Below are 23,368 nucleotides of genomic sequence, written 5' to 3'. Positions count from 1 at the left end.
TGCAGCCAGTCCATCCGGTATCCGGCCGATATCGGCAATCTGGGTCCAGGAGGCCATATGCTGCGGCACCGGAAGCATCATCGGGGCCACATTCGGATGCCGGGTGCGGATGGCGTAGGTGCCTGCCAGCACATCGCCGAGCCGCTTGCCGCGCTGGGTGAACATCGCAGTGATCAGCGGCAGCAGCCCGAGGGTCAAGTAGATTTCGCCGAAGCCGGTGAGCCAGCGAATCAGCGAATGACGCAGCCGAATGGCCCCGCCGTCGTCGCGCACCACCCGCAGGCCGAAGATCAGCTTCCCCACGGAGCGGCCGCGGCTCAGCGTTTCCACGGTCATCGGCACCACCACGGTGAACAGCACCAGCAGACTCAGCTGCAGCGCCATAAAGGCGGCCTCATCGAAGCTGACCCCGTCGAAGCCGACCCCGAGTATGCCCAGTAAGGCGAAGGTGAGCACCAGGCCCAGCCAGTAGATGAGCAGATCAATCAGCAGCGAGGCCCCGCGGGTGATCAGCGAGGCAGCGGGCAGGTCAAGGGCAACGGCCTCCCCGGTGATCACTGTGCGCACGCTTTCTCGCTTCCTTCTTCTGGTGACTGCCTGCCTCATCCGGGAGCTTCTGCTCGGCAGCTCCCGGCCTGCTCTTCTGCCACCCTATAGGCTAAAGCGGTGGACATTGATGCCTTCATTGCAGCTCACCAGGGGCAGTGGGACCGGCTGGATCAGCTGGCCCGACGTCGTCGCCTGCCGGCGCAGGAGGCTGACGAAATGCTGGTGCTCTACCGGCGGGCATCTACTCATCTGTCCATGATCCAGGCGGTGGAGCCCGACTCTCCGGTGGCCGCCCAGCTCTCTGCCCGGATCGGCCGGGCGCGGACGCATCTGACTGCAGCCGGGGAGAACAACTTCACCTCAGCGGCGTACTTCTTCACGCAGACCCTGCCGGTGGCGTTCTATCGGCTGCGCTGGCTGACGCTGATCATCACCGCAGCGTTTCTGGCCATCGGTGTGGGCTTCGGCTACTGGACCTATCAGCACCCGCAGATCGACCTGCTGATGCCCGAGGGCCAGCGGCAGGCCTACGCGCAGCAGGATTTCGTCAACTACTACTCCGAGCACCCCAACTCCTCCTTCGCCTCCCAGGTATGGACCAATAACGCCTGGATTGCCGCCCAGTGCGTGGCTTTCGGGGTCACCGGCATCTGGCCTGTGTATGTGCTGTTCATCAATGCGCAGTCAGTCGGTATCGCTGGGGGAGTGATGGCCGAACAGGGTGCGTTGGCAGACTTCTGGCTCTACATCCTGCCCCATGGCCTCATGGAGCTGACTGCGGTGTTCGTGGCTGCAGCCGCGGGCTTGCGGATCTTCTGGTCCTGGGTGGCGCCGGGACAGAAGCCCCGACTGACTGCGCTGGCAGAAGAAGCTCGGCGGCTGATCACGGTGGCGGTAGGTCTGGTGCTGGTGCTGCTGATCTCCGGAATTGTGGAGGGTTTCATCACGCCTTCGGATCTGCACCCAGCGGTGAAGATCACCATCGGTGCCGCAGTGCTTGCCGCCTACTGGACCTACACGCTGATGCTGGGACGGCGTGCCTATGCCGCCGGGGTCACCGGGGATCTAGGACGCTACGACGCCGGGACCCATCAGCTGACCTCCTGAGCGCGGCGTGAAGCACTGATCTTCAGACTCTCCGGGCGCGTTGCCCAATACCCACGGTCATTCCATCTAGCCTTATCAGTGGCCGATACTGTACGAAAAAGAGGCGAGTGATGAGCCAGAACCCTGACGCACCGCGTGAAAACACTGCGGAGGAGAAGGATTTCGAGTCCGGCCTGGACTACGGCGCCTTCGCCTCCGAGGAACCTGATTTCCCCGAGGAGCACCTGAAGCAGGAGCCGACACAGACCCAGGCAGGCGAGGACGCTGCTGGTGACTCGGCACCTTCACCCTCCACCGATGAGCCCACCACCACCGTCCCGCCGGTGCGTGAGAACCTGACCCGTTCCCTGAGCGAGGAACTGGCTGCTGCGCGCTCGGCCTCTTCGGCGGAGAAGATCGACGCCGCCTCCAACGCCTCGGTGGATGACACGGACTCCCGTGCCGCAGACCAGGACGCATCCAGGGACGAAACCGCTCCGGCAGGCCCCGTTGCACCGGTTCCCGCTCCTTCCGCCGATGACCAGCCCACCACTGTGGTGCCTGCTGCTGAGGGTGCCACCACAGTGATCCCCACCGAGCACCGTACTCCGAGCCCGGCAGAGACACAGGCCGCCCCCGGGACCGCGGCCTCCCCGGCACCAGCTGCTGATCCAGCCTCCCCGGCCCCGGTGGCGGCCCCTGCCGCTGGTGCACCAGTCCGTCGTGATGCAGGCGATGAGTCGATCACTGATGCTGACATTGATGAAGAGGTCGCTAAGTCCAAGCGCGGCATCTCTCGATTCCTGACTGTTCTGATCGCGATCTTTACCCCGGTGCTGCTGACGGTTGCTGCGGTGCGCATCGTGGCCTCACCGCTGTTCCTCTACGTCACCTACTGGCGCCCCGGTTTCCCTGCAGACCCGGGCGGTTTTGATCTGCGCGAGCGGCTGCTCTACGGCTCCTACGGAACCGACTACTTGCTGAATCTGGCAGATTCCCGGTACCTCTCCCAACTGGCACCAGGTGGTGAACCGCTGTTCACCGCGGCTGAGGTCTCGCATATGACCGATGTGAAACTGGTCATGTGGTACGCCATACTGATCGGTGTGGTGCTGCTGGCGCTGACCCTGCTGTTCTTCCTGCTGCTGCGTGCGTGGCGACCCGGCGGATTCGCCCGCGGCGTCTTCGCCGGCGCCTGGGTGACCCTGGGGTTGATCGTCGCAGCTGCTGTGCTGGCTATCCTGGACTGGCAGCGTTTCTTCACCGAGTTCCATCGGCTGCTCTTCGCTGATGGCACCTGGACCTTCTCGGCTGATTCAGCGCTGATCCGCCTCTACCCGGAGCAGTTCTGGATCGACGCCGGGATCTGGATCGTGGCGCTGCTGGTGATCTTCAGCCTGATTGCACTGCTGGCCACCTGGCCGACCAAGCGTCGTCGTGCCCGCCGTGCTGAGCGGCTGGCGGAGGTGCATGAGCGTCGTCGTGCCAAGCTGATCGAGGAACTGAACTCCACTAACGCCTGATCGCGGTATTGCCGTGAGCTAACTCCCCTGGGCTGCTTCCAGCCTGGGGGAGTAGCATTATCTAGCTATGTTGAGAACAGTCCTTGGTGGCAAGATCCACCGCGCCACCGTCACCCACGCCAATCTGCACTATGTAGGGTCTATCACCATCGACGCCGACCTGCTCGATGCTGCCGGAATCCTGGAGGGCGAAAAGGTCCAGGTGGTGGATATCACCAACGGCCACCGTCTGGAGACCTACACCATCGCTGGTCCACGAGGAACCGGGGTGATCGGTATCAACGGCGCCGCAGCGCACCTGGTTCAGCCTGATGATCTGGTCATTATCATCAGCTACGTGATGGGTACTGAGGCAGAGATCGCCGAGCACGAGGCCAAAGTGGTCCATGTGGATGGGGACAACAAGATTGTGGCGCTGGGCAACGACGTCGCCCAGCCGGTTCCGGGCTCGACGGACCAGCTGGATCCCCGTACTGCTGTGCTGAATTAGCCTAGCGCGGAGCTGACATCGAATTCACCGGAAGGTCTATACGGCTTCTTTGGTCTGCTGATCATCTTCGGTGTCTGCCTGATCCATAAGTGGTGCTACTGGCCCCCGGCGAGCGCTCACAAGCCGAAGCATCAGCACCAGCGCCAAAATAACCACCAGGGGTATGAGAAATGCATTGAGTGTGTAGAGCAGCGGGCTAGGCATTAGAGCCCTTCCTGAGCGAGTGACGGCAAGTTGTCTTCTGTGGTGCTAGATGCTGCGTGTTCTACGGAGCGACGTCGAAGCGCAAATGTCTGGTAGTGAATCGCGTGTCGAGCAGTCTTTCGATGTTCGGAATTATGCCCGTGACTACGGTGTCCATGACCTCATTGGCCGCATGGTCTTGTTTGATCACACACCGTAGGCGGAACACCAATTCTTCACCCTCGGCCGCTATTTCTACAAGTGCGGACTCGACCCTGGGGTGAGCCATGAGTCCTCTGGAGGCAGCACTCGCCATCTGGTTAAGCTGATCGAGATTCTGGAGAAGAGGGGGTGTTTCCAAGGTCAGTGCCTGATCCTGCTTCTCAGGCGTTAGCACACTAGTCTGTGGTGCGGTCATTGCTGCTGTATCCATCCTGTGGTTCTTACCTCGGCGGGCATCTAGTTGCTCACTGCATCAGTTAACAGCTGCAATAGTTCTAACATATAACTGTTATCATGTTTACGCAACATGTTCGTTAGTCCTTACACGAAGTAGCAGCTATGCCGGAGGATCCCACCACTTTGGATATACAAGATCAGCAGTTCACCGATGAGGTGCGGCTGTCTATCGGGTCGCCCCAGGTAACAAGAGATCAGGTCAGCAGCGGATACTGGTATGACTCGGGAACGGCTCACCCTTCGGCAATCGATCTGCTCAACTTGCTGCGCGAGTATCGAGACGCTGAGCGCGAGATGCGCCACCGCACCCAGGATTCGATGCGGATGGGCGAGACCGATCTCGTGGCCTTACGGTTCTTAGTCAAGGAGCGCGCAGCAGGAGTTGTTGTACGCCAACGTGACCTCGGGGAGGCCTTGAAGATCTCAGCCCCGGCAGTCACCGCTCTGGTAGATCGCCTAGTACGGGACGGTTATATCCAGCGGGTTCCCCACCCGGATGACCGTAGGTCCGTGGCCATTGAGATTCTGGCTGAGACCGATCGCGAGATTCGCGAAACGCTCAGCCGCATGCATACCACCATGCTGGAGGCGGCTGAGAGCCTCACCGATGTGGAGAGGGCAGGAGCGGCGAAGTTCCTCCAGGGGTTGATTCAAAGCGTCCGCGAAAGTCACTAAGCTCCGCAGCGGATCCGGCGGAGCTGTTCCGCCAGGTTGCGTGCTGTTTCCTCCGCTTTCTGCAGTCGCTGATTCTCCCGAGAACGGGCCCGCGGCTCAGTTCGCTCGCCAGACTGAACCTCTAGCTCCAGTGCGATACGGTCTCCACGGTGCCAGGTGGAGAACACTTCCACTGGCTCTCCGGCAACATCGGTGGTAGTGCCCTCCAACAACAACAGCGGCGCTCCTTTGGGGGTCTGCAGCAGCTGCGCGAGTTCATCATCAGCGGCCACCGCGCGAATCGCTCGTTGCCCGCCCACTAACTGCAACCCGTGGCGCTCTGCTAGCAGCTGATGCAGCGAAGCGTCGGTGAGTTCTTCTGCTGTGAGCCCGGCTGCGTAGCGCTGTACCAACCACGTGCGGATATAGGCAGCAGGGGCGCCGTCGATGCTGCGCAGCCGCTCCAGCACGGTCACCGTGTCTCCGTCGAGCTGATGAGTATGCGGGCTGGAGTCCTCTACGCGCAGCTCCAGGACCTGAGTACCCACCGTGGAGCCGGTCTCCTGCACTTGGCTGGAGAGGCCAGCTGCACGGTGGGCCAGGCGGTGATGCTCACGGGTAGGTGCCACCACGCTGCCCCGGCCGCGGGATCGAGTGATGGCCCCTTCTGCAGCCAAAGTACTCAGTGCCTGACGTACCACTGAGCGAGAGATCCCATAGTGGCTCTGCAGCTGAGTCTCTGAAGGCAGACTGTCCCCGGGCTGCAGCCGCCGGTCCTGGATGCGATCGCGCAGAGCGGAGCTGAGCTGGGCGTGCAGCGGCTGCGGGGCACGCGGATCCAGAACTACTCCTTCTAAGGGCCAGGAAGTCATGACCAGCAGTGTATCCAGCTCAGCTCACGCACCCTTCAGCCCGTCGACGCTTAGGCGCCCAGGGCGGCTTCAGAGGCCTGCGCCTCTTTCCAGACCAGATCCCATCCCGGTGCGAGTTCGGCAGCACGTTCCATCGCCAGCACCAGGCTGGCTTCGCGGGCGATACCTTGTCCGGCGATGTCGAAGGCAGTGCCGTGATCCACCGAGACTCGCACTACCGGAAGCCCGACGGTGATGTTCACGCCGTCGTCGCCGTAGACGGCCTTAAACGGAGCGTGGCCCTGATCGTGATAGCAGGCGATGACGAAGTTCCACTTGCCCTTGACGGCCTGCGGAATCAGCGCATCCGCGGCGATGGGCCCGTGGGCATTGATGCCCTGCTCCACGGCACGCTGCACAGCCGGGGCGAGGATCTCATCATCCTCATGGCCGAACAGTCCGTTCTCACCGGCATGCGGGTTCAGTCCCGCGACGCCGATAGCTGCCTCGGGTGTCCCCACCGCGCGAGCGAAGGCTCCTACCAGCCGCAGCACACTGTCGGTGCGTTCAGGGGTGATACCCTCAATGGCCTGACGCAGGGAGACGTGGGTGGTCAGGTGGAAGAAGTAGAGCTCACCGGCGGAAAGCACCAGGGAGTAGTTCTTGACTCCGAATTCGTGGGCCAGCAGCTCAGTGTGGCCGGGGAACTTGTGTCCGCCAGCGTGCATCGCGGCCTTATTTAACGGCGGCGTGACGATAGCGTCGACCTCCCCGGCTTTGGCCAGCCGGCATGCTTCGACGACGAACCGGTAGGCGCCGTCGCCAGCTTCTGCGGAGAGCTCTCCCACTGGGACCTCGCCGAGGCTGGGACCGGTCTGCAGCACCTCGATGCGGTCAGGGCTGTTGGTGGCGGCGGCGGGGGAGTCGATGACGTGTACCGCGTCAGGATCCAGTCCGGCGAACTTCGCACCGCGGCGCATGGCGTCTGCATCACCGACGACGACGGGCACTGCGCGTTCACGCAGCTGGGGGTTCTGCAGCAGGGCCTTGGCGGTGATCTCGGGGCCGATGCCGGCGGCGTCGCCCATGGTCACGGCGAGGATGGGCAGGGTGGTCATGAGGTGCTCCTGTTCAGCGCGGTGCGCATCTGTGAGATCGCGGTGGTCAGTGTATCGGCGGAGCCGAAGCCGCCTGCTTTGGTGAAGACCGGTGTGCCGGCGATGGTGCCATCGATGGCCAGAGTCAGCGGCACTCCTTCGGCCAGACTGTCGATCAGCCGCAGGGTGGTGCAGTTCAGGGCTTCCAGCGCGGCGAAGGCGCCGTCTCCTCCGACAAACCCGAGTGCGTCTGGTTGGTAGCGCTGGACCAGGGCTGCGGTGGCTGCACCCAGGCGGGCGGCCACGGATCGTGGAACATCAGCCCGTTCTTGAGGTGGGCGCAGCACAGTGACGCCCGAAGCGAGCAGCGGGCGGACATTGCGCACCCACTTATGCAAAGATTCGTCATCTTCGGCCTCGGTCGGGTCCAGCTCAAGGATGCTGAGCTGGTCCGGGAAATGCTCACTTAAGTGCTGGACCTGTTCCTGTGAGGCAGGGTTGAGAGAACTGACTTGGATGAGCACGCTGTGCTGTTCTGCAACCGGGTGGACCTGGGGTGGATAGTGCTGGCTGCGGCTGCTGCGGCCATGCGGCCAGGCTTCCGCCAAGGCCACGGCGAGTCCAGCGGATCCCACCGGCATCAGGAGCAGATCACTGGTGGCGATGGCCTCAGCCAGTGCCGTCAGGTCCTCCGGTGCAGCGGCGTCCACAATCACAGTGTGCTCACCGCGCTGAACGGCACTCTCCAGCGCTGCACGGTAGCCCGCTGCGGTGCGTGAGTCCGTCCGCAAGGCAGTGGAGCCTGCGATGAGTTCACGCAGATCGCTGACTGTGACGGGGGTGGCGGGATCATCGCGCAGCGCTGTCTGGGCCACCGGTACGCCGTGGACCAGCAGTTGGGAGTCCTCCACGGTGCGCCCCATATCCGGGTAGGCCGGGCAGACCACGGCGAGCACCGGTTTAGTCTCTGAAGCAGCTGTTCTCCACGCGGTGGATCCTGCACGAGCCCCGCTGACCTGGGCGGCCAGGGACCCCCGGATGGTTGAGTCCACCTTCAGGTAAAGGTGCCCCACTCCGGCGTCGAGCGCTTCCTGAACTGCGTCAGCGGTGATCTGCTCGGCGTCGCCCCAGCTCGCCGCGCGGGTGTCTGTGGGGGTGGCGAAGGCGTAGTCAGTGTCTGATTCTCCGGTGCCCCCTCCACCGGGGTGCCCGGCGCGGCTGAGCACCACGGAGGTGTCCCAGCCTGCGCGGGCGAACTGCACGGCGGCGTCGTTGGCTCCGGTGAGGTCATCGGCGATGATCGCCACCCCGGTGGGGGAGTTAAGGGATGCGTCGTGAGGGGACGCGTGGTGAGGTAATGCGTCGTGAGGCGTGTGCGGCATGCGGCTACTGCTTCTCCGCCGCTGCAGGGCCGCTGGGTTCAGCGCCGGTGCCAGGTGCCCTCGGGGATTCCGTGGGCGCTTCGGTGGCGGTGGCTGCTTCTGCGGCGGCAATGTCGTCTGCAGGCTTCAGTTCACCGGCACGCTTCAGCACAAAGGAGGCGATGACCGGGGCAATGATTGCGGTGATCAGTGCGGAAGCTGCTACCTGGGCGGTGGCCGCTTCTACATAGGGCGCGAAGCTGGAATCGATCTGCGCGATCACCGCGGGGGTGGCGATGGCGTTACCGGCGGTGGTACCGGCTGCGAAGCCGATGCCGCTCTTGCCTCCGCGGCGCAGGATGAACTTATAGCCCAGGTAGACCAGGAAGCCGGTGAAGGGTGCTGCGATGAGTCCCACTACAAGGCCCTGTGCGCCGCCGGTGACCACCGCGGTGAGGTCGATGCCGGTGCCAAGTGCGAAGGCGAAGAACGGGATGACGATGTTGGGGACCGGGACCATGACCTGGCGCCACTTGTCATCGAGGTTGCCTACCAGCATGCCGAGGAAGAAGGGCAGAATGGCTGCGACCAGGGCCAGCAGGGGGATGTCTGCGAGTCCGGAGACGCCGAGGAAGAGCATGCTGACGAAGGGCCCGTCGTTGACGGCGGATGCCATGTAGGCGCCGCGGTCGCGGTGGTCGCCGTAACGGCCGGTGAAGGCCAGCCAGAGTCCGCCGTTGCTGTTGTCCAGGATGACCAACAGGGCCAGGATGGACACGCCCAGGACGCCGTCGAGCCCTACCCAGAGTCCTAGCAGAATGACCAGGGCGGCGGGGACGAAGGACTTCATCACCAGGATGGTGCCGGCGTGGGCGAGGACTGGACCGGTGGAGCGGATGGAGACCTGCGTGCCGGTGGCGAAGATCAGCAGTGCGATCAGCGGCAGGGCGCTGTCTTTGAAGAGGGCCGTGGTGAAGCTGCCGATCTCCAGGGCTGGCATGAAGAAGGTGCCGATGATGGAGCCCAGAATGAGCGGGATGAGCATCAGGCCGCCGGGGACCTTGTTCATCCCGTCGAAGAGCGGAATGTGGAATTTGTTGCGTGACCTGTGGACGTCGCTGGCCATGAGTGGTCCTTCATAAGTTGGAAATGATGACTTGTCTGGTACATCTGGCTGTCCGCACTCGCAAATGTACGTACAACGTGTAGGTATCTTTACAGGTCAGAACATGTGGCGCAACCCACACGGGGCGCGACTAGCTCCCCGCGAGCGTTCTTGAGCAGGCGGAAACCAGGTGAAATTCGGACAAGAAGCTCCGTGCTGGCAGCGGGGCTGAGCGGCTCGGGTAGGCGGTGGGTCAGACAGCGAAGCCGCGCGGATGGTTCTGCCAGGCGGAGCTGGTCTCACGAGGGGTGTGCCCGCCGTGGCGCAGGGCGTTCAGAGCAAGGATCCCGACGACGGCGACCCCGTTGTGCAGGTGCCCGCCCAAGACCGCTTGTACCGCCTCAGGCAGTGGGACCCAGCGGGTAATAATCTCTGACTCCTCAGCTTCGCGGGTGTGACGCTGGGCCTCCGGGACTTCGCTCACGCCCTGGGCGAGGTAGATGCGGATCCCTTCGTCACTCATTCCGGGGCTGGGGTGGAAATCCACCAGGGTGGACCAGGTCTCGGCGGTGAGGTCGGCTTCTTCGTGGAGTTCTCGTGCGGCGGCTTCCTGCATGGTTTCCTGGGCGTCGTCGAGGACGCCGGCGGGGAACTCCCACATGCGGCTGCGCACCGGATGGCGGTACTGGTTGATCATCAGCACCCGGTCTTCTTCGTCGACGGCGACGACGGCCACCGCGCTGAGATGCTTGGCGTACATCCGGGTGAGCGTGGTGTCAGCGAAGCTGAACTCTTCCTCCACTACATCGAAGACGCTGCTGGCTGCCTGTGTGGCGCTGCGGACGACGGGCTGCTCAGCGGGGGAGTCCTGGATGCTCATGCCCCCACAGTAGTGGGGGCGGCAGGACGAATCCCGAATGAATCCTGGGGTGTGGGTGGGGTGGGGAAGGACTTATCGCTGAAGAGGATGCGCTTGGCGGCGGCGCGGCCCGGTCGGGTACGCAACCCGGTGAAGGCTGCCGCGGCCATGGTGGGGCTGCGCAACTGCGCGAATGCGTGCCGCATGGCGAGGCGGCCGCGGAATTTACGCCTGAGGGTGGCGCCGTCGTAGTGACGCAGCAGGTCTGGCTCGCTCTGGGTGAGCGCGGAGTCGAGGATCTCGACGGCGTGGTCGGAGAGTCTCAGGCACGGGTCGAGTCCGCCGGCCGTCAGGGGCGAGACGGCTCCTGCGGCATCGCCTACAAGTAGGCCACCAGGGCAGGAGATCCGCGGCAGTAGGCCGCCCACCGGGATGGGTCCGCCGCGCTTTTCGACCTGCTGTGGGTGCCGGTCCTGATGCTCTAGTCCGGGTGCGGTGCGGCTGAAGGTCTCCAGCGCCTGTTGGATGCCGTGCCGGTAGCGGCGGGCGTATCCGGCGGTGCCGATATGTGCGTGGACGCCGTCGTTGATGACCCAGGCCAGGTAGCCCGGGGCGATGCTGGGATCGATGACGCAGTGGAAGGCCGGTTCTGCCGGCGCGCTGGTGACGGTGTAGACCCGTTCCGCGCCGACCAGCAGATGGGTGTTCAGGTCCAGGCCGAGGTCTCGGGCCACTTGGGAGCGGGCGCCGTCGGCTCCGACGATGTATTGCGCCTGGATACGGGTTCTGCCGGCGTCGTTCCTGATCAGGTAGGTGTGGTCGGAGACTTTGCCGAGGTAGCGGGTTCCTAGTTGGAGGTCCACCCCGGCGGCAATGGCTTCTTGCGCGCCGTGTTCGTAGAGGGGGCCCATTTCGCCTAAGCGGTATTCATCGCGGTTGCTGCGCAAGGTCACCGGTGCGCAATCCGGCGAGACCGGCGCCGACGGCGAGGACATCGGTGTGCTCGGTGGCGGTCATTCGTCCTCGTCCGTCCATTCAAGAATGTCCCCGGGCTGGCAGTCCAGGACCCGGCACATGGCATCTAAGGTGGCGAAGCGGACGGCTTTGGCGCGGCCGTTTTTTAATACCGCGACGTTGGCGGGTGTGATCCCGACCTGTTCGGCGAAGTCTCCAACAGTCATTTTGCGTTTGGCGAGCATGACATCGAGCCGGACGATGATGGCCATCAGATGACTGCTTCCATGTCGCTGCGCAGGGTGGTGGCCTGGCGGAGCAGGGCACGCATGACCAGCATGAGCAGACTGACCACGGTGAGGATGGCCAGGAAGAGCGCGAGGATCAGGGGGAGAGTGGGGTCGGTGGCGCGGAAGCCGATGTAGAGAAAGACGCCCAGGAGGGTGATCCAGCCGGCCGCGAGGGCGCCCATGATGATGTTGACCCAGATCATGGAGGCTTCGGAGAAGATACGGTCGTGGGCGACCAGGGTGAGCAGTTTCCAGATGCAGGCGACGACGGCTTGGACGCAGAGCACCCAGAACATGGTGATGATGGTGGCTGGCCACTGCAGGCCGGGAGAGATCAGGCCGAGCCCGGTCCGGTGCGCAAACTCCTTGGGGAAATAGTAGAGCTGAAAGAAGACAAGGATCGCGAAGAGCAGGACGAGGAGGAACCGGAGGGTGGTCACTGCCCATCGATGTGAAGTCATGTGATGAGTATCGACAGTAATCTATCGAAAGTCAATCGGTAGGGCATGGACGTCGATAGGTCAAGAGGCCCTGGTGGGGTTTGCCGAACAATGCTCCATGAGCAGTCTGGAGGGGAGACGACACGGTCCAATAACTGTCAATGAGTCGATTACATGTGGGGATGAGCCTTTTCACGCTTGCGGAATGGACCACTCAGGCGACCCGCTCACACCACGAAAACTACTCTCCGCCAATCTGGTACTCCCAGGCTTGCCGAATCAGACCGAGCACATAGTTGAGATCAGTCTCCTCATCAAGGCTGGCCTCAACCAACCCGTTACCCCAGCGGCCTTTACCGCTGACATCGGTTGCCACGTTGCGTTCATCGTTTAAGGCCGCCAGTGGGATGTTGAGGCTCAGACGAAGGCGGCTCTTCTGAGGTATGACATCTACAAAGTTGGTTTCGGCTTTGAATGCCACATAGTACTTCAGGAACTGTCTTGTAATGCCGGGGTCAATCGCCAAGATTTCGGCGCTGAGATCTTCGAACAGTTGACGACGTCGAACGGGCAGAAGATGAGGGTGGTCTTCGATGGAGACGCTCGAGGTGCTGGCTTCCTCGTGTAGCTCTGCCATCACCGTCTCCGGTAGCACTGGCCGGGGCCAGAGTGTCAGGGCATCGTGCGCAAGGCGTTCGGCCCTTCGCTCAATTTCCTCAACGTTCCACGATTCCATCTGCCCCAGACCAGCGTTGAGACGTAGCGGGCTTTCCCTGAAACCTCCTCGCATATCGCGCTTTTTGGGGAAGGGGTGGTCTGAGTATTCAGAGTTGTATCCGGTCAGGGTCAGGTTTCCCAACGTGTGGAGGTATTGCTGATGCAGCCTCTCCCACTCCTCGCCGAGTGACTCTTTCCAGTGGGATGATAGATTCTCGTTTTGCGGCAAGATGTGCTCGATGGTGTATTCCTCAATGGTGACTCGCTCTTTCCTGCCTAGATTTTCTAGGGACCGCATGAGGTATGACCTGCGCCTGAAGTTATAGAGATCAGTAGTCTTGAGGGCGTGCAGGAACTCGTCATCGGTGGGAAAGGCACGGTAGCTGCGTAGGCGTAGGAAGGCAGCCTTGATGCTCTCAAGGTAGCGATCCATTCGGATGCTGCCGGCTAGGGTCGCAAAGGTCTTGTTGAGGGAGTTCGTAGGAACGCGGCAGACGGCGCGGCGGAAGATGTAGGAGATGACGAGTTGAACGATCTCGTACAACTCGTCGGTGCCGATAGTCCCTTCCTCGAAGTCTGTGTAGACCGTAAGAAGTAACGGGTACACCACGTCGGCCCTGATCTGCTCTAGGTCGGTGAAGGCCTGTTTTAGTTTCCGATCCTGCTCGCGACCCAGCGCGATACAGGCGTAACGAGAAGCGTACTCGCGCAGTTCTGACACCAGAGACTCGGTTGTTTCCCCGGCACGGGCACGTGCTGTGGCGTAGCTCTTGAATGCCTCGTAGATGTCCCCGAGCCGTGGGATATCGCCAGTTTTGACTGTGAGGTAATGGCGGACAAAATCATCGAAGGTACCTTCGCTCGAAGTGCTGAACTCCAGTTCCATGGGGCGCCAGATGTGAGTGTAGATCCGCTCCTGTTCCCTCGGGGGTAGATCCATCAGGACAAAGTTCCTGATGAGATCCGCCTGCGTGAGCTTCTTGCCGGTCGAGTTCATGGCTTCGAAGACGAGCTGAGGGTTGTCAATGCCGCGTTCAAGCTTGACGTCTACCACGATGAGCTTGTCCAGACCCGCACAAACGGTAGCGAGGTCGGACGTCCTTTGCTTCAGGAGATCTCTAAAGTAAAGGTAGTTGGTGATGACTTGGTTGGATTCATCGGGCTGGGGCTCAAGGCCTTGGACGATACTGAGTAGTGCGTCCCTGTCGCTCTGAGAAAGAAGAAGCTTGTACTGCTTGTCGCCATCTTCGTCATCGTTGATGAGGAAGCGGTTGCGTATCTTCCTGGGTGAGAATCCCTCCCGCGGTTCTTGATCATTTACAGGAAGTTCCTTCAAGTGCGCTACGAGGGCGGCAAGTATGAGCGTTACTGTTGTGACGCGTTGCTGGCCGTCGATGAGTAAATCTGGTTCGGCCGAAGTGTTTGTGGACTGTTCCCGGGCTACATAGACGATGGATCCCGTGAAGTGGGCACCGAGATTCTTGTCAGATCCAGCGCGGACAATGTCGGACCACAGCTGAGAACATTCTGGCTCCTGCCAGGAATAGAGGCGCTGGTAGATCGGAACAATGAACTGGCTGCTTGCTTTGAGGAGTGTCAGCAAGTGCGAGTCGACGGCCTTCATAAGTTATCCCCCAGTCACAAGTTTGCGATCCATCGGCCACCCTATCGGTATCAGGCCCTCATGTATGCGCTGGCCACAGGCTTGAAATGTGCCCACCTGTTATACGTGTCAGGAGACGTGACTCCGGCCGAGTTCGTCATTGCGTCAGCTGGCAAGACCTTCATTGCGCACACCATCGATCTCTCCGGCTCGCCCACGGACATCCTCAACTCAGTACGCCGCGTCGGCGACGAGATGGTGCTGGGCGAGCTCGGTACGCCTGAGCTGCTTTAAGCAGTGCCGTTCCTCGGGGTTTACGGAGACCTCTGCTGCCCCCACTCCGATTCCATATCGACTTGTCACCGGCGCGAGAGGCGATGCAGAGATCAGCGAGATTATGGACGGTGAGGTGCGAAGTCTTGTCGGAAGGTGCCGGTAATGTTGATGCGGGACCGCTAACACTTGCGTGAGGGAGAACTAAAAAGGCGATGAGACTGAACCTGAAGTCAGTCGAGGAGCGCGTCCGCCCGCTGGGTGGTCGTGAGAGCTATGACCGGGAGTTCATCTTCGAGCTGATGGCTGCCTATGGGCGCTCCAAGGGCAACATCACCCGGCTGCGCAACGGTTCGCTGAACGTCGCCGATGACCCAGAGGCGGAGGTTGCGCAGAAGAACGTCGTCTACTTCAAGCCGACCAGTGGTGATCTCTACGCCACGATTGACGAGCTGCGCACCTCGCCAACGGTAGTCCGATTCGCGACCCGCTTCGTGATCGTCACCGACTATGTGGATCTCCTAGCGGTCGACACCAAGACCAACGAGACCCTGGCGATCCCGATCGCTGAGATCGACGAGCACTTCACGTTCTTCCTGCCCTGGGCCGGCATGGAGAAAGCGCAGTACGTTGCTGAGGCTCACGCTGACGTCAAGGCCGCTGAGCGGATGGCCAAGCTCTTCGACGAGCTGCTGGCTATCAACCCGGATCTGAACGCTACCGAGACCAGCCGTCACGCGCTGAACGTGTTCTTCACCCGCCTACTGTTCTGCTACTTCGCAGAAGACACGGGGGTCTTCAAAGAAGGCCAATTCACCAGCGCGGTCGAGGCTTATACCCAGCTCGACGGCTCTGACGTTGACCAGTTCCTCACCGATCTCTTCCTCGCCCTCGATACCGAGGACAAGGCGAAGAAGCCGAGCTATTTGGCCGACTTCGCCTACGTCAACGGCAGGCTCTTCGCTGCTGATCAGCGGCATACGGTGCCGAAGTTCAATAAGAAGTCCCGCGACGCTTTGGTCGAGCTCGGACGGCTGCGCTGGGAAGAGATCAACCCGGACATCTTCGGCTCGATGTTCCAGGCGGTGGTGGCACCTGGTCAGCGATCTGACCTCGGGCAGCACTACACCTCTGTGCCGAACATCCTGAAGACGATTGACCCGCTGTTCATGGACGAGCTCAAAGAGCAGTTCAACAAGCACTTCGATAGCATCCCGAAGCTCAAGGAGCTACGTCGTCGGATCAGTGAGATCAAGATCTTTGACCCGGCCTGTGGTTCTGGCAACTTCCTAGTTATCGCGTATAAGGAGCTGCGCAAGCTCGAGCACGCCATCCTTGAGCGTATCGGGGAACTCAGCGGTAGTGGCACACAGCAAGAGCTGCTGGGTTCATGGATCAATATCGAGAACTTCTACGGCATCGAGATCGACCCGTTCGCCACCGAGGTCGCGATCCTATCGATGTGGATCGCCAAGCACCAGATGAACGTCGAGTTCCGCGAAAAGTTCGGCATCGAACTCTCCCTGATCCCACTGAAAGAAGCGGGCCAGGTCCACCAGGGCAACGCCACGCGAGTCGATTGGAACTCTGTCTGCGCGAATAACGGCACCGACGAAATCTACCTAATCAGTAACCCTCCGTATGTGGGATCGAGTATGCAGACAGCCTCGCAGAAGGAGGAGTTCAAGCATGTCTTTAGCGGTCGTGCCTACTCCAAGAACCTGGACTACATCTCTCTGTGGTTCGTAAAGGGTGCCGACTACATTCGCGGGACGTCGGCTGCCCTGGCGTTCGTCACCACAAACTCTGTGACCCAGGGCGAACACGTCAGTCTCATGTTCCCAATCATCCTCACAGGCGGTGTGGAGATCGGGTTCGCCTACACGTCTTTCAAATGGGAGAACAACGCAAAGCGGAACGCAGGCGTTACTGTCGCCGTGATCGGGCTTCGTAACGCAACTGGTGCGCCGAAGTATCTCTATACGGACGACATTCGCATTGAAGCGAAGAACATTAATGGCTACTTAGCTGACGCCCCTCCGGTCTTTATAGGCCGCCGGAGCAAGGTTGTCAGCGGCCAGTTGCCCCAAATGGTTCGCGGCTCGCAACCATCAGATGATGGCGGCCTCATTCTCGAGCCACCTGAACGTCAACAGATCCTGGAAGAGGCGCCCCAGTGCGCCCCCGTTATCAAGAGGTACACGGGTTCGGCTGATTACATAAATGACAAAGAACGCTATTGCCTTTGGATCGAGGACTCTGAGGTCGATGCTGCTCTCCAGAGCAGGTTCGTTCGTGACCGCTTAGAGCACATTAGGAGATATAGGGAAACGCGTAACGACAAGTCGACCCGCGAGTATGCACAACGGCCGCACAGGTTTAAGCAGCCGGCATACAAAGGCAAGGACGGATTTATCGCGCCCAGCACTTCCTCCGCACGCCGCGATTACATACCTTTCGGTTATCTGACGCGAGACACCGTAGCTTCTAATGCGGCTTACGTAGTGTATGACTCCGCCCCGTGGGTGTTCGCTGTTCTGACTTCTCGGATGCACATGGTTTGGGCGCGAGCAGTTGGAGGCCGACTCAAGACTGACTACCGCTATACCAATACGTTGGTCTATAACAATTTCCCGGTTCCCCCACTGAGCGATCAGGCCAAAGAACGGCTGACAGAGGCGGCGTTCCGCGTGCTGGATGTGCGTGAGCACCACTCGGAGAAGACGCTGGCTGAGCTCTACGATCCGGACAAGATGCCTGGGGGTCTGCGGGAGGCGCATCAGGAGCTGGATGATCTGGTGGATCGGATCTATAAGAAGAGCGGCTTCGAGCTGGATGAGGATCGGCTGTCGTACCTCTTCCGTCTGTATGAGGAGATGACAGCGAAGGAGGAGGCCAAATGAGTGCAGCGAAGAAGCCAGTGAATGTCGTCAACGTTGAGTACGCGCAGACCGGCAATAGCGTCAATACTGATGCGTTGGGGATGCGGGAGATGCAGCAACGGGTCTATGCCCAGCGGGCCTCGCAGTATCTGCTGGTGAAGGCTCCGCCTGCTTCGGGTAAGTCCCGCGCTTTGATGTTCGTGGGGCTGGACAAGCTGTATAACCAGGGGCGGCAGAAGGTCATCGTGGCGGTGCCGGAACGCTCTATCGGCGGCTCGTTCGCGAACACGCAGCTGACGCAGCACGGGTTCTTCGCTGATTGGGAGATCAAGGACGAGCACAACCTGTGCACTCCGGGTTCGTCTGCGGGCAAGGTGGATCAATTCATTGACTTCCTCAACGGCCCCGACGCCACACTGGTCTGTACCCATGCGACGCTGCGGTTTGCCTACGAGAAGCTGCCAGCAGGCGCGTTCAACGGCACAGTGTTGGCCATTGATGAGTTCCACCATGTCTCCTCGGACACTGGCAGTAACCGGTTGGGTGAGTTGCTCAAGGGTGTGATGGCCAACTCGGATGCCCATATTGTGGCGATGACTGGTTCATACTTCCGCGGGGATTCAGTGCCGGTGCTTTCTCCTGCGGATGAGGCGAAGTTCACCCCGGTGACGTTCAACTACTACGACCAGCTCAACGGGTACGAGCACTTGAAGTCGCTGGGGATTGGGCATCACTTCTACCAGGGGCGCTACACCAGTGCGATCCACGAGATTCTGGACCTGGATAAGAAGACCATTCTGCATATCCCTAACGTCAACAGTGGTGAGTCCACCAAGGACAAGATCGAAGAGGTCGGGTTCATCCTGGATGCCATCGGTGAGGTGGTCAGCCAGGAGGAAGATACTGGCATCTTGCAGGTGCGCCGCAAGGACAACGGCGAGATGCTGCGCGTGGCAGACCTGGTCGACGACATGGATCAGCTGGCCCGTGCCGAGACCCTGCATTACTTGAGCACTGTTGCCTCTAAGGACCGGGATGCGGTGGATGTCATCATCGCCCTGGGGATGGCGAAAGAGGGCTTCGACTGGCCGTTCGCCGAGCACGCCCTCACTGTGGGCTACCGCGCCTCGCTGACAGAAGTGATTCAGATTATTGGGCGGGTGACGCGCGACAGTCCGGGCAAGCAGCATGCACAGTTCACCAATCTGATTGCGCAGCCGGATGCGACCTCCGATGAGGTCAAGATCTCGGTGAACAACATGCTCAAAGCCATCACGGCCTCCCTGTTGATGGAGCAGGTGCTGGCACCGAACTTCACGTTCAAAGCCAAGACCGGCAATGACGATGCACCGAAGCCCGGTGAGCTGCAGATCAAGGGATTCAAGGAGCCATCCTCGGACCGGGTCAAGCAGATCGTCGCTACGGACCTCAACGATCTGAAGGCCACGGTGCTGCAGGATGAGACCTTCGTGAAGCAGGCTGCGGCTAATGCTGATCCGGAGACCACTAACAAGGTGCTGATCCCGAAAATCATCCGCGACCGCTACCCAGACCTGGATGAGTCTCAGGTCGAGGAGCTCCGCCAGCAAGTGGTGGTGGACTCGGTGGTGAAGAACGGTGAGGTCAAGAATGTTGGCGATAAGCGGTTCATCAAGATGCAGGACAAGTTCGTCAATATCGAAGATCTCAACATCAACCTCATCGACTCGGTCAACCCGTTCCAGCGGGCCTTCGAAGTGATGTCGAAGTCGGTGACTCCAGGGGTTCTGCGGATTATTCAGGACACCATCTCCTCAAACCGGATCACAATGACCGAAGAGGAGGCAGTGGCGCTGTGGCCGAAGATCCAGCAGTTCCACAAGGTCAACCGCCGACGCCCGGATCTCCGCAGCGAGGAGCCTGGAGAGCGTCGCCTGGCTGAGGCATTGTTGTTCCTGCAGAAGCTGAAGCGGGAACGCGAAGCCCAAGGAGGGGCACAGTAGCCATGAGCGAAAAACTCGACCTCGACAGCATCCTTGCCTCCGACGACGCCGGACTACTGGATGCACCGAAGAAACCCGCCAAAGTCACCTCCAGCGACCGGCTCGAACGCTCCTTCCTGGAGATCGTGGAGTTCTACCGCGAACACCAGCGCATCCCGAGCTCAACCACCCGAGAGATCGCCGAGCGAAAGCTCGGAGCCCGGCTGGACGGCATCCTGGCCAACGATGAGAAGATCCAGGCGCTGAAACACCTGGATGAGTTCGGGCTGCTCGAGGTGCCAGAAGCACCAGAGTCCCTCGATGAGCTACTGGACTCTGATGGTGCTGATCTGCTGGAGGACACCTCCGGGATACTCGACACTAGTAGCCTGCCGACCCCGCCACGGGCGCAACGGACTGACCCTGAAGAGGTAGCGCAGCGGATCAAGAGCGAGGATTTCAAGGAGTTCGAGCCACTGTTCGCGCAGAAACACGAGGAGTTGCGTAACGGCCAGGCCAAGCTCGTGCCCTTCGGCGGAGAATCCAGTATCGAACCGGGAGCCTTCTTCGTCCTCTCAGGCCTGATGCTCTTCGTTGCCGAGGTAGGTGAAAAACAGCCGGTACCGGGGAAGCGAGTCCGATATAAGCAGCGCACCCGGACCATCTTCGAAAACGGCACCGAATCCAGCCTCTACCGCCGCTCACTAGCCGGACGCCTCTACGAACAAGAAGGATTCGCGGTGGTCGATGCCAATCACGGGGAGATCCTGCCTGATGACCAGGCCACAGGATTCATCTACGTACTGCGCTCACTCAGCGATGACCCGCAGATCAGCGGTATTGAGAACCTCTACAAGATCGGGTTCTCCCGCGGTCCAGTGGAGAAGCGCATCGCCGGTGCCGAGACGCAGCCGACCTATCTGATGGCCCCGGTAGAGGTTGTGGCTAGCTACCGCACCTACAACCTGAAAACCTCCGCCCTGGAGCACCTACTGCACCGAGTCTTCTCGGATGTGAAACTCAACGTCAGCCAAGTCGGCAAAGACGGTCGCCGCTACGAACCCTCCGAGTGGTACGCGGTGCCACTACCCGTGATCGACCGCGCAATTGAGCTGATTACCTCTGGCGGCATCGTTGACTTCGAGTATGACGCCACTCGCGGGGAGCTGGTTCAAAGGGGAGATGACTGAGCATGAAGATCCGCAAACTAGAGATCAGGAACTTCCGGGGTATCAGAGAGGCCACCTGGAGCATTACGGGGAATCTCATTGCGCTGGTTGGGCCTGGCGATAGCACCAAGACCACGTTGCTTGATGCGCTTGGGTTGGTCCTCAGCCCCAGCCATTCCCCCACGATCACAGACGCGGACTTCTACGGGCTTGATACAACCCGGGACATCGATATCCGAGTGGTTGTGACAGAACTTCCAAGTGCTCTCATAACGGAGAAACAACTCGGCAAGCATCGTTCAGGGCTCAAAGGCGAGGAGATCGTTCACGATCCTCTCGATGAAGCCGTTGAGTGCCTCTACATTCGGTTGCGCGTTAGCTCCGATCTCGAGCCTACCTGGGAGGTTATCCGGCCTGGCGAAGAGGAAGGTCGGCCAATAAGCGCCTATCAACGTCGCCAGTTGGGATTTATGCGCTTAGGCGACAGGTCCGAGTTGCATCTTCGCTGGGCGCGAGGTTCCGCCCTATCCACGCTAACCGATGGGGCATCCGGCGCAGGTATCGCGATGCTTGATGCACAGCGAAAGGCCCGCGAAGCCGTCTCCAAATCGGCAGTGAAGCCTCTCGAAGATGCAGCGTCAGAGGCTAAACAGGCGGCGAGTGAGTTCGGTGTAGCAGACTACGGGGACCTGCGCCCTGGTCTCGAGCCTTCTTCGGCAACTTCTTCGTACTCTCTAATCCTCCACGATTCAGATATTCCGCTATCAAACTACGGTCTAGGAACTCGTCGACTCACAGGTCTCGCAATTCAAGACAAGGCTGTCGGCGACGGCGCAATCATTGCGGTGGATGAGATTGAACATGGACTCGAGCCACACCGCCTCGTTTACACGTTAAGACATCTGAAGCAACGCGCCGAAAAGGGTGATATACAAACCATTCTCACCACTCATTCTCCGGTGGCAGTTCAAACATTAGAGGCGAGCGATTTCACTGTCGTGAGATCCTCAGAGTATGGCCTTACGGAGTGTAGGCCCGTTCCGGCAACACTAAGCGGGGCTCAAGGAGCATTCCGTGGGGCACCCGCTGCTCTCCTTGCGCGCAAAGTGGTTGTCGCCGAGGGAGCTACAGAAATCGGATTCCTACGTGGAGTGATAGCGCGCTGGGACCCTGATCGCCTAAATGAAGGACTTAGCACTTCTGCAGCGTTAGGGGTGGCAGTTGTAGATGGCGGAGGGTCGACTTTCGGCAATCGCGCTAGCGCGTTCAATGCGTTGGGCTACCGAACATTGCTAGCCATCGATAATGATGCGAGAGACGTTGACGCCAAAGTTAAGGCGTTGACGGACACCGGAGTAGAGCTTGCGCGGTGCTCTCAGGACCGAAGTCTAGAACAAGAGCTCGTGTTCAGTCTTACTGAGTCTGGTCTTCAACAGCTTATTGAATTCGCTGTTGCCTTGCGTGGAGAGCAATCTGTACGTTCCTCTGTTGAAGCTCAGCTTGGTTCCGTCAGTCTCTCTGGCAATCAGGTGGCAGACTGGCTGAGTACTGTGGACAATGATTGGCCACGGTTGCGCAATGGGATCGGGCTTGCTGCAAAGAAAAAAGAGTGGTTCAAGCGGAACGCCCTGGGAGAAGAGCTCGCAAACACACTCTTCGAGCATCTACCAGAGCCAGATATTAACGGGTCTGGACTCTCTCTCTGGTTGGCCAAGATCCGTACATTCATCTACTCACGTGGCGCTGGAGACTCTGGGCAGTCGTGACTGAGATCCCGCCTGTAGAAGATATTGCGAAGCAGTTTGCTAGTTCTCTTCCTGCCTCGGTAGAACTGCCTGCGGGATGCGGTAAAACTGAGCTTATCGCAGCAACGGCAGCTCATCTGGTGGAATCTGGCGAATCACTGCTAGTCCTGACCCACACACATGCTGGTGTGGATGCCCTCAAGAGGAGAATGATCAAGTTTGGTATCAACGCTAATTCGGTAGTTGTTCGAACGCTTGACTCCTGGGCGTTCGACTTGGTGCGGCACTTCCCCCTACTGGCCGAAATTGAAGTTCCGGAGTCGCCAGACTGGACAAAATCGAGAGATTATCATCGCGCTGCCGCACGAGCTATACGATCTAGGGCTATCGCTAGGATGATTCGAGCAAGCTATGCAGCCATCTTGGTAGATGAGTATCAGGACTGCGACGTATCACAGCACAGCTTCGTAAAAGCGCTAAGAGACATTATCCCAGTGGGCGTACTGGGTGATCCTCTACAATCTATCTTCCATTTCAGCGACAACCGTCCAGTTAGCTGGGAGATGGATGTCTTACATAATTTCCCAGCTCTGGAGTTGCCCTACTTGCCGAGGCGGTGGGCCGAGACTCATCCGCTCCTGGGGCAATGGCTTGTAGGGCTTCGCTCTTTACTCAAATCTGGCGCAGCGGTTCAGGTCGCTGACAGCCCCGTTGCCTATGTGCCGCAGGTAGATCACACGACCGCAATCAAGACCTGCTGGGAAATCTCGCGCCGTGATGGCTCGATTGCGATACTAGGACATTTCAGGCCGGACTGCGTGGACATCGCTTCAAAGCTTAAAGGCAGCTTCACTGTCATGGAAGCCTTGGATGAAAAGGTAGTCCGGACAGTCGCGGATAGGATCGATACTGGCCGTGGTGTTGACGTTGCTGTCAGTATTCTGGAGTTTGCCCTTCAGTCGTCGAGTGGACTAGCAGCCCATATTTCTCCAAGTCATAGGAGCAAACTAGCAGCTAATGCGTCGTTTGCGACGCGCACTCCGGACAGACAAGCAACATACACTGCTTTACGTTTAGTTCGAGATAACCCATCTCCAATTAATGTGTATACAGCCTT

20 protein-coding genes are annotated in these 23,368 nt (G+C 60.1%); 10 read left to right on the top strand and 10 right to left on the bottom strand.

Annotation, left to right across the window (positions count from 1 at the left end):
* A partial coding sequence (locus tag TX78_RS12105) for an RDD family protein (protein ID WP_049897923.1) occupies positions 1-567 on the bottom strand: 567 nt, incomplete at its 3' end.
* 99 nt (positions 568-666) lie between these two features.
* Here TX78_RS12105 and TX78_RS12100 point away from each other — a divergent pair.
* From TX78_RS12100 to TX78_RS12080, 4 genes are all read left to right on the top strand, one after another.
* Positions 667-1,656 (top strand): stage II sporulation protein M, encoded by a 990-nt coding sequence (locus TX78_RS12100; RefSeq protein ID WP_187118376.1) that lies wholly within the window; start codon positions 667-669, stop codon positions 1,654-1,656.
* 110 nt (positions 1,657-1,766) lie between these two features.
* Positions 1,767-3,158, top strand: coding sequence for a DUF1461 domain-containing protein (locus TX78_RS12095; RefSeq protein WP_044496565.1), 1,392 nt, complete (start codon positions 1,767-1,769; stop codon positions 3,156-3,158).
* Positions 3,159-3,225: 67 nt separating this feature from the next.
* Complete coding sequence (gene panD / locus TX78_RS12090; protein ID WP_044496564.1) at positions 3,226-3,648, top strand: aspartate 1-decarboxylase; 423 nt, start codon at positions 3,226-3,228, stop codon at positions 3,646-3,648.
* A 744-nt stretch (positions 3,649-4,392) separates the two neighbouring features.
* Positions 4,393-4,965, top strand: coding sequence for a MarR family winged helix-turn-helix transcriptional regulator (locus TX78_RS12080; RefSeq protein WP_081652794.1), 573 nt, complete (start codon positions 4,393-4,395; stop codon positions 4,963-4,965).
* Here TX78_RS12080 and TX78_RS12075 read toward each other — a convergent pair.
* From TX78_RS12075 to TX78_RS12035, 9 genes are all read right to left on the bottom strand, one after another.
* Positions 4,962-5,816 carry a GntR family transcriptional regulator gene (locus tag TX78_RS12075; RefSeq protein WP_049897919.1) on the bottom strand — a complete coding sequence of 285 codons (855 nt, stop codon included), beginning with the start codon at positions 5,814-5,816 and terminating at the stop codon, positions 4,962-4,964. The genes TX78_RS12080 and TX78_RS12075 overlap by 4 nt on opposite strands.
* A 50-nt stretch (positions 5,817-5,866) precedes the next feature.
* Entirely contained in the window at positions 5,867-6,913 is a 1,047-nt protein-coding gene (gene pdxA / locus TX78_RS12070; RefSeq protein ID WP_044496561.1) for a 4-hydroxythreonine-4-phosphate dehydrogenase PdxA, read from the bottom strand.
* Complete coding sequence (locus TX78_RS12065; protein WP_049897917.1) at positions 6,910-8,274, bottom strand: four-carbon acid sugar kinase family protein; 1,365 nt, start codon at positions 8,272-8,274, stop codon at positions 6,910-6,912. Before TX78_RS12065 ends, pdxA begins: the two co-directional genes overlap by 4 nt.
* 4 nt (positions 8,275-8,278) lie before the next feature.
* A complete protein-coding gene (locus tag TX78_RS12060) occupies positions 8,279-9,379 on the bottom strand; it encodes a 2-keto-3-deoxygluconate permease (protein ID WP_081652793.1) in 1,101 nt (366 codons plus the stop codon).
* A 232-nt stretch (positions 9,380-9,611) separates the two neighbouring features.
* The gene (locus TX78_RS12055) at positions 9,612-10,238 is read right to left on the bottom strand and encodes an NUDIX domain-containing protein (RefSeq protein WP_044496560.1); all 627 of its coding nucleotides are present in this window, start codon (positions 10,236-10,238) and stop codon (positions 9,612-9,614) included.
* Entirely contained in the window at positions 10,235-11,212 is a 978-nt protein-coding gene (locus tag TX78_RS12050; RefSeq protein ID WP_081652792.1) for an NAD(P)/FAD-dependent oxidoreductase, read from the bottom strand. The genes TX78_RS12055 and TX78_RS12050 overlap by 4 nt, the downstream gene beginning before the upstream one ends.
* Positions 11,213-11,230: 18 nt before the next feature.
* On the bottom strand, positions 11,231-11,443 hold the full coding sequence (locus TX78_RS12045) for a helix-turn-helix domain-containing protein (protein WP_044496559.1): 213 nt from the start codon (positions 11,441-11,443) through the stop codon (positions 11,231-11,233).
* Complete coding sequence (locus TX78_RS12040) at positions 11,443-11,922, bottom strand: DUF2975 domain-containing protein (protein ID WP_044496558.1); 480 nt, start codon at positions 11,920-11,922, stop codon at positions 11,443-11,445. Before TX78_RS12040 ends, TX78_RS12045 begins: the two co-directional genes overlap by 1 nt.
* A gap of 220 nt (positions 11,923-12,142) precedes the next feature.
* Positions 12,143-14,242, bottom strand: coding sequence for a DUF262 and DUF1524 domain-containing protein (locus tag TX78_RS12035; RefSeq protein WP_044496557.1), 2,100 nt, complete (start codon positions 14,240-14,242; stop codon positions 12,143-12,145).
* Positions 14,243-14,359: 117 nt separating this feature from the next.
* Here TX78_RS12035 and TX78_RS13865 point away from each other — a divergent pair, with 117 nt between their 5' ends.
* From TX78_RS13865 to TX78_RS13580, 6 genes are all read left to right on the top strand, one after another.
* Complete coding sequence (locus tag TX78_RS13865) at positions 14,360-14,515, top strand: hypothetical protein (protein WP_158644348.1); 156 nt, start codon at positions 14,360-14,362, stop codon at positions 14,513-14,515.
* Positions 14,516-14,709: 194 nt separating this feature from the next.
* Positions 14,710-17,397, top strand: coding sequence for a DNA methyltransferase (locus tag TX78_RS12030; RefSeq protein WP_044496556.1), 2,688 nt, complete (start codon positions 14,710-14,712; stop codon positions 17,395-17,397).
* Positions 17,394-19,358, top strand: a complete 1,965-nt coding sequence (locus TX78_RS12025; RefSeq protein ID WP_044496555.1) for a DEAD/DEAH box helicase — start codon at positions 17,394-17,396, stop codon at positions 19,356-19,358. Before TX78_RS12030 ends, TX78_RS12025 begins: the two co-directional genes overlap by 4 nt.
* A gap of 2 nt (positions 19,359-19,360) precedes the next feature.
* Complete coding sequence (locus tag TX78_RS12020; protein ID WP_044496553.1) at positions 19,361-20,527, top strand: GIY-YIG nuclease family protein; 1,167 nt, start codon at positions 19,361-19,363, stop codon at positions 20,525-20,527.
* Positions 20,528-20,529: 2 nt separating this feature from the next.
* Positions 20,530-22,272 carry an ATP-dependent nuclease gene (locus tag TX78_RS12015; RefSeq protein WP_049897914.1) on the top strand — a complete coding sequence of 581 codons (1,743 nt, stop codon included), beginning with the start codon at positions 20,530-20,532 and terminating at the stop codon, positions 22,270-22,272.
* The coding region (locus TX78_RS13580) for a UvrD-helicase domain-containing protein (protein ID WP_147640500.1) at positions 22,269-23,368 on the top strand (1,100 nt) is incomplete at its 3' end. The genes TX78_RS12015 and TX78_RS13580, both read left to right, overlap by 4 nt.

Origin of the sequence: Nesterenkonia massiliensis (assembly GCF_000455245.1) — a bacterium.
Taxonomy (GTDB): Bacteria; Actinomycetota; Actinomycetes; order Actinomycetales; family Micrococcaceae; genus Nesterenkonia; species Nesterenkonia rhizosphaerae.
Note: the sequence above shows the minus strand (reverse complement) of the source record. Positions and strands in the feature narration are given on the sequence as shown.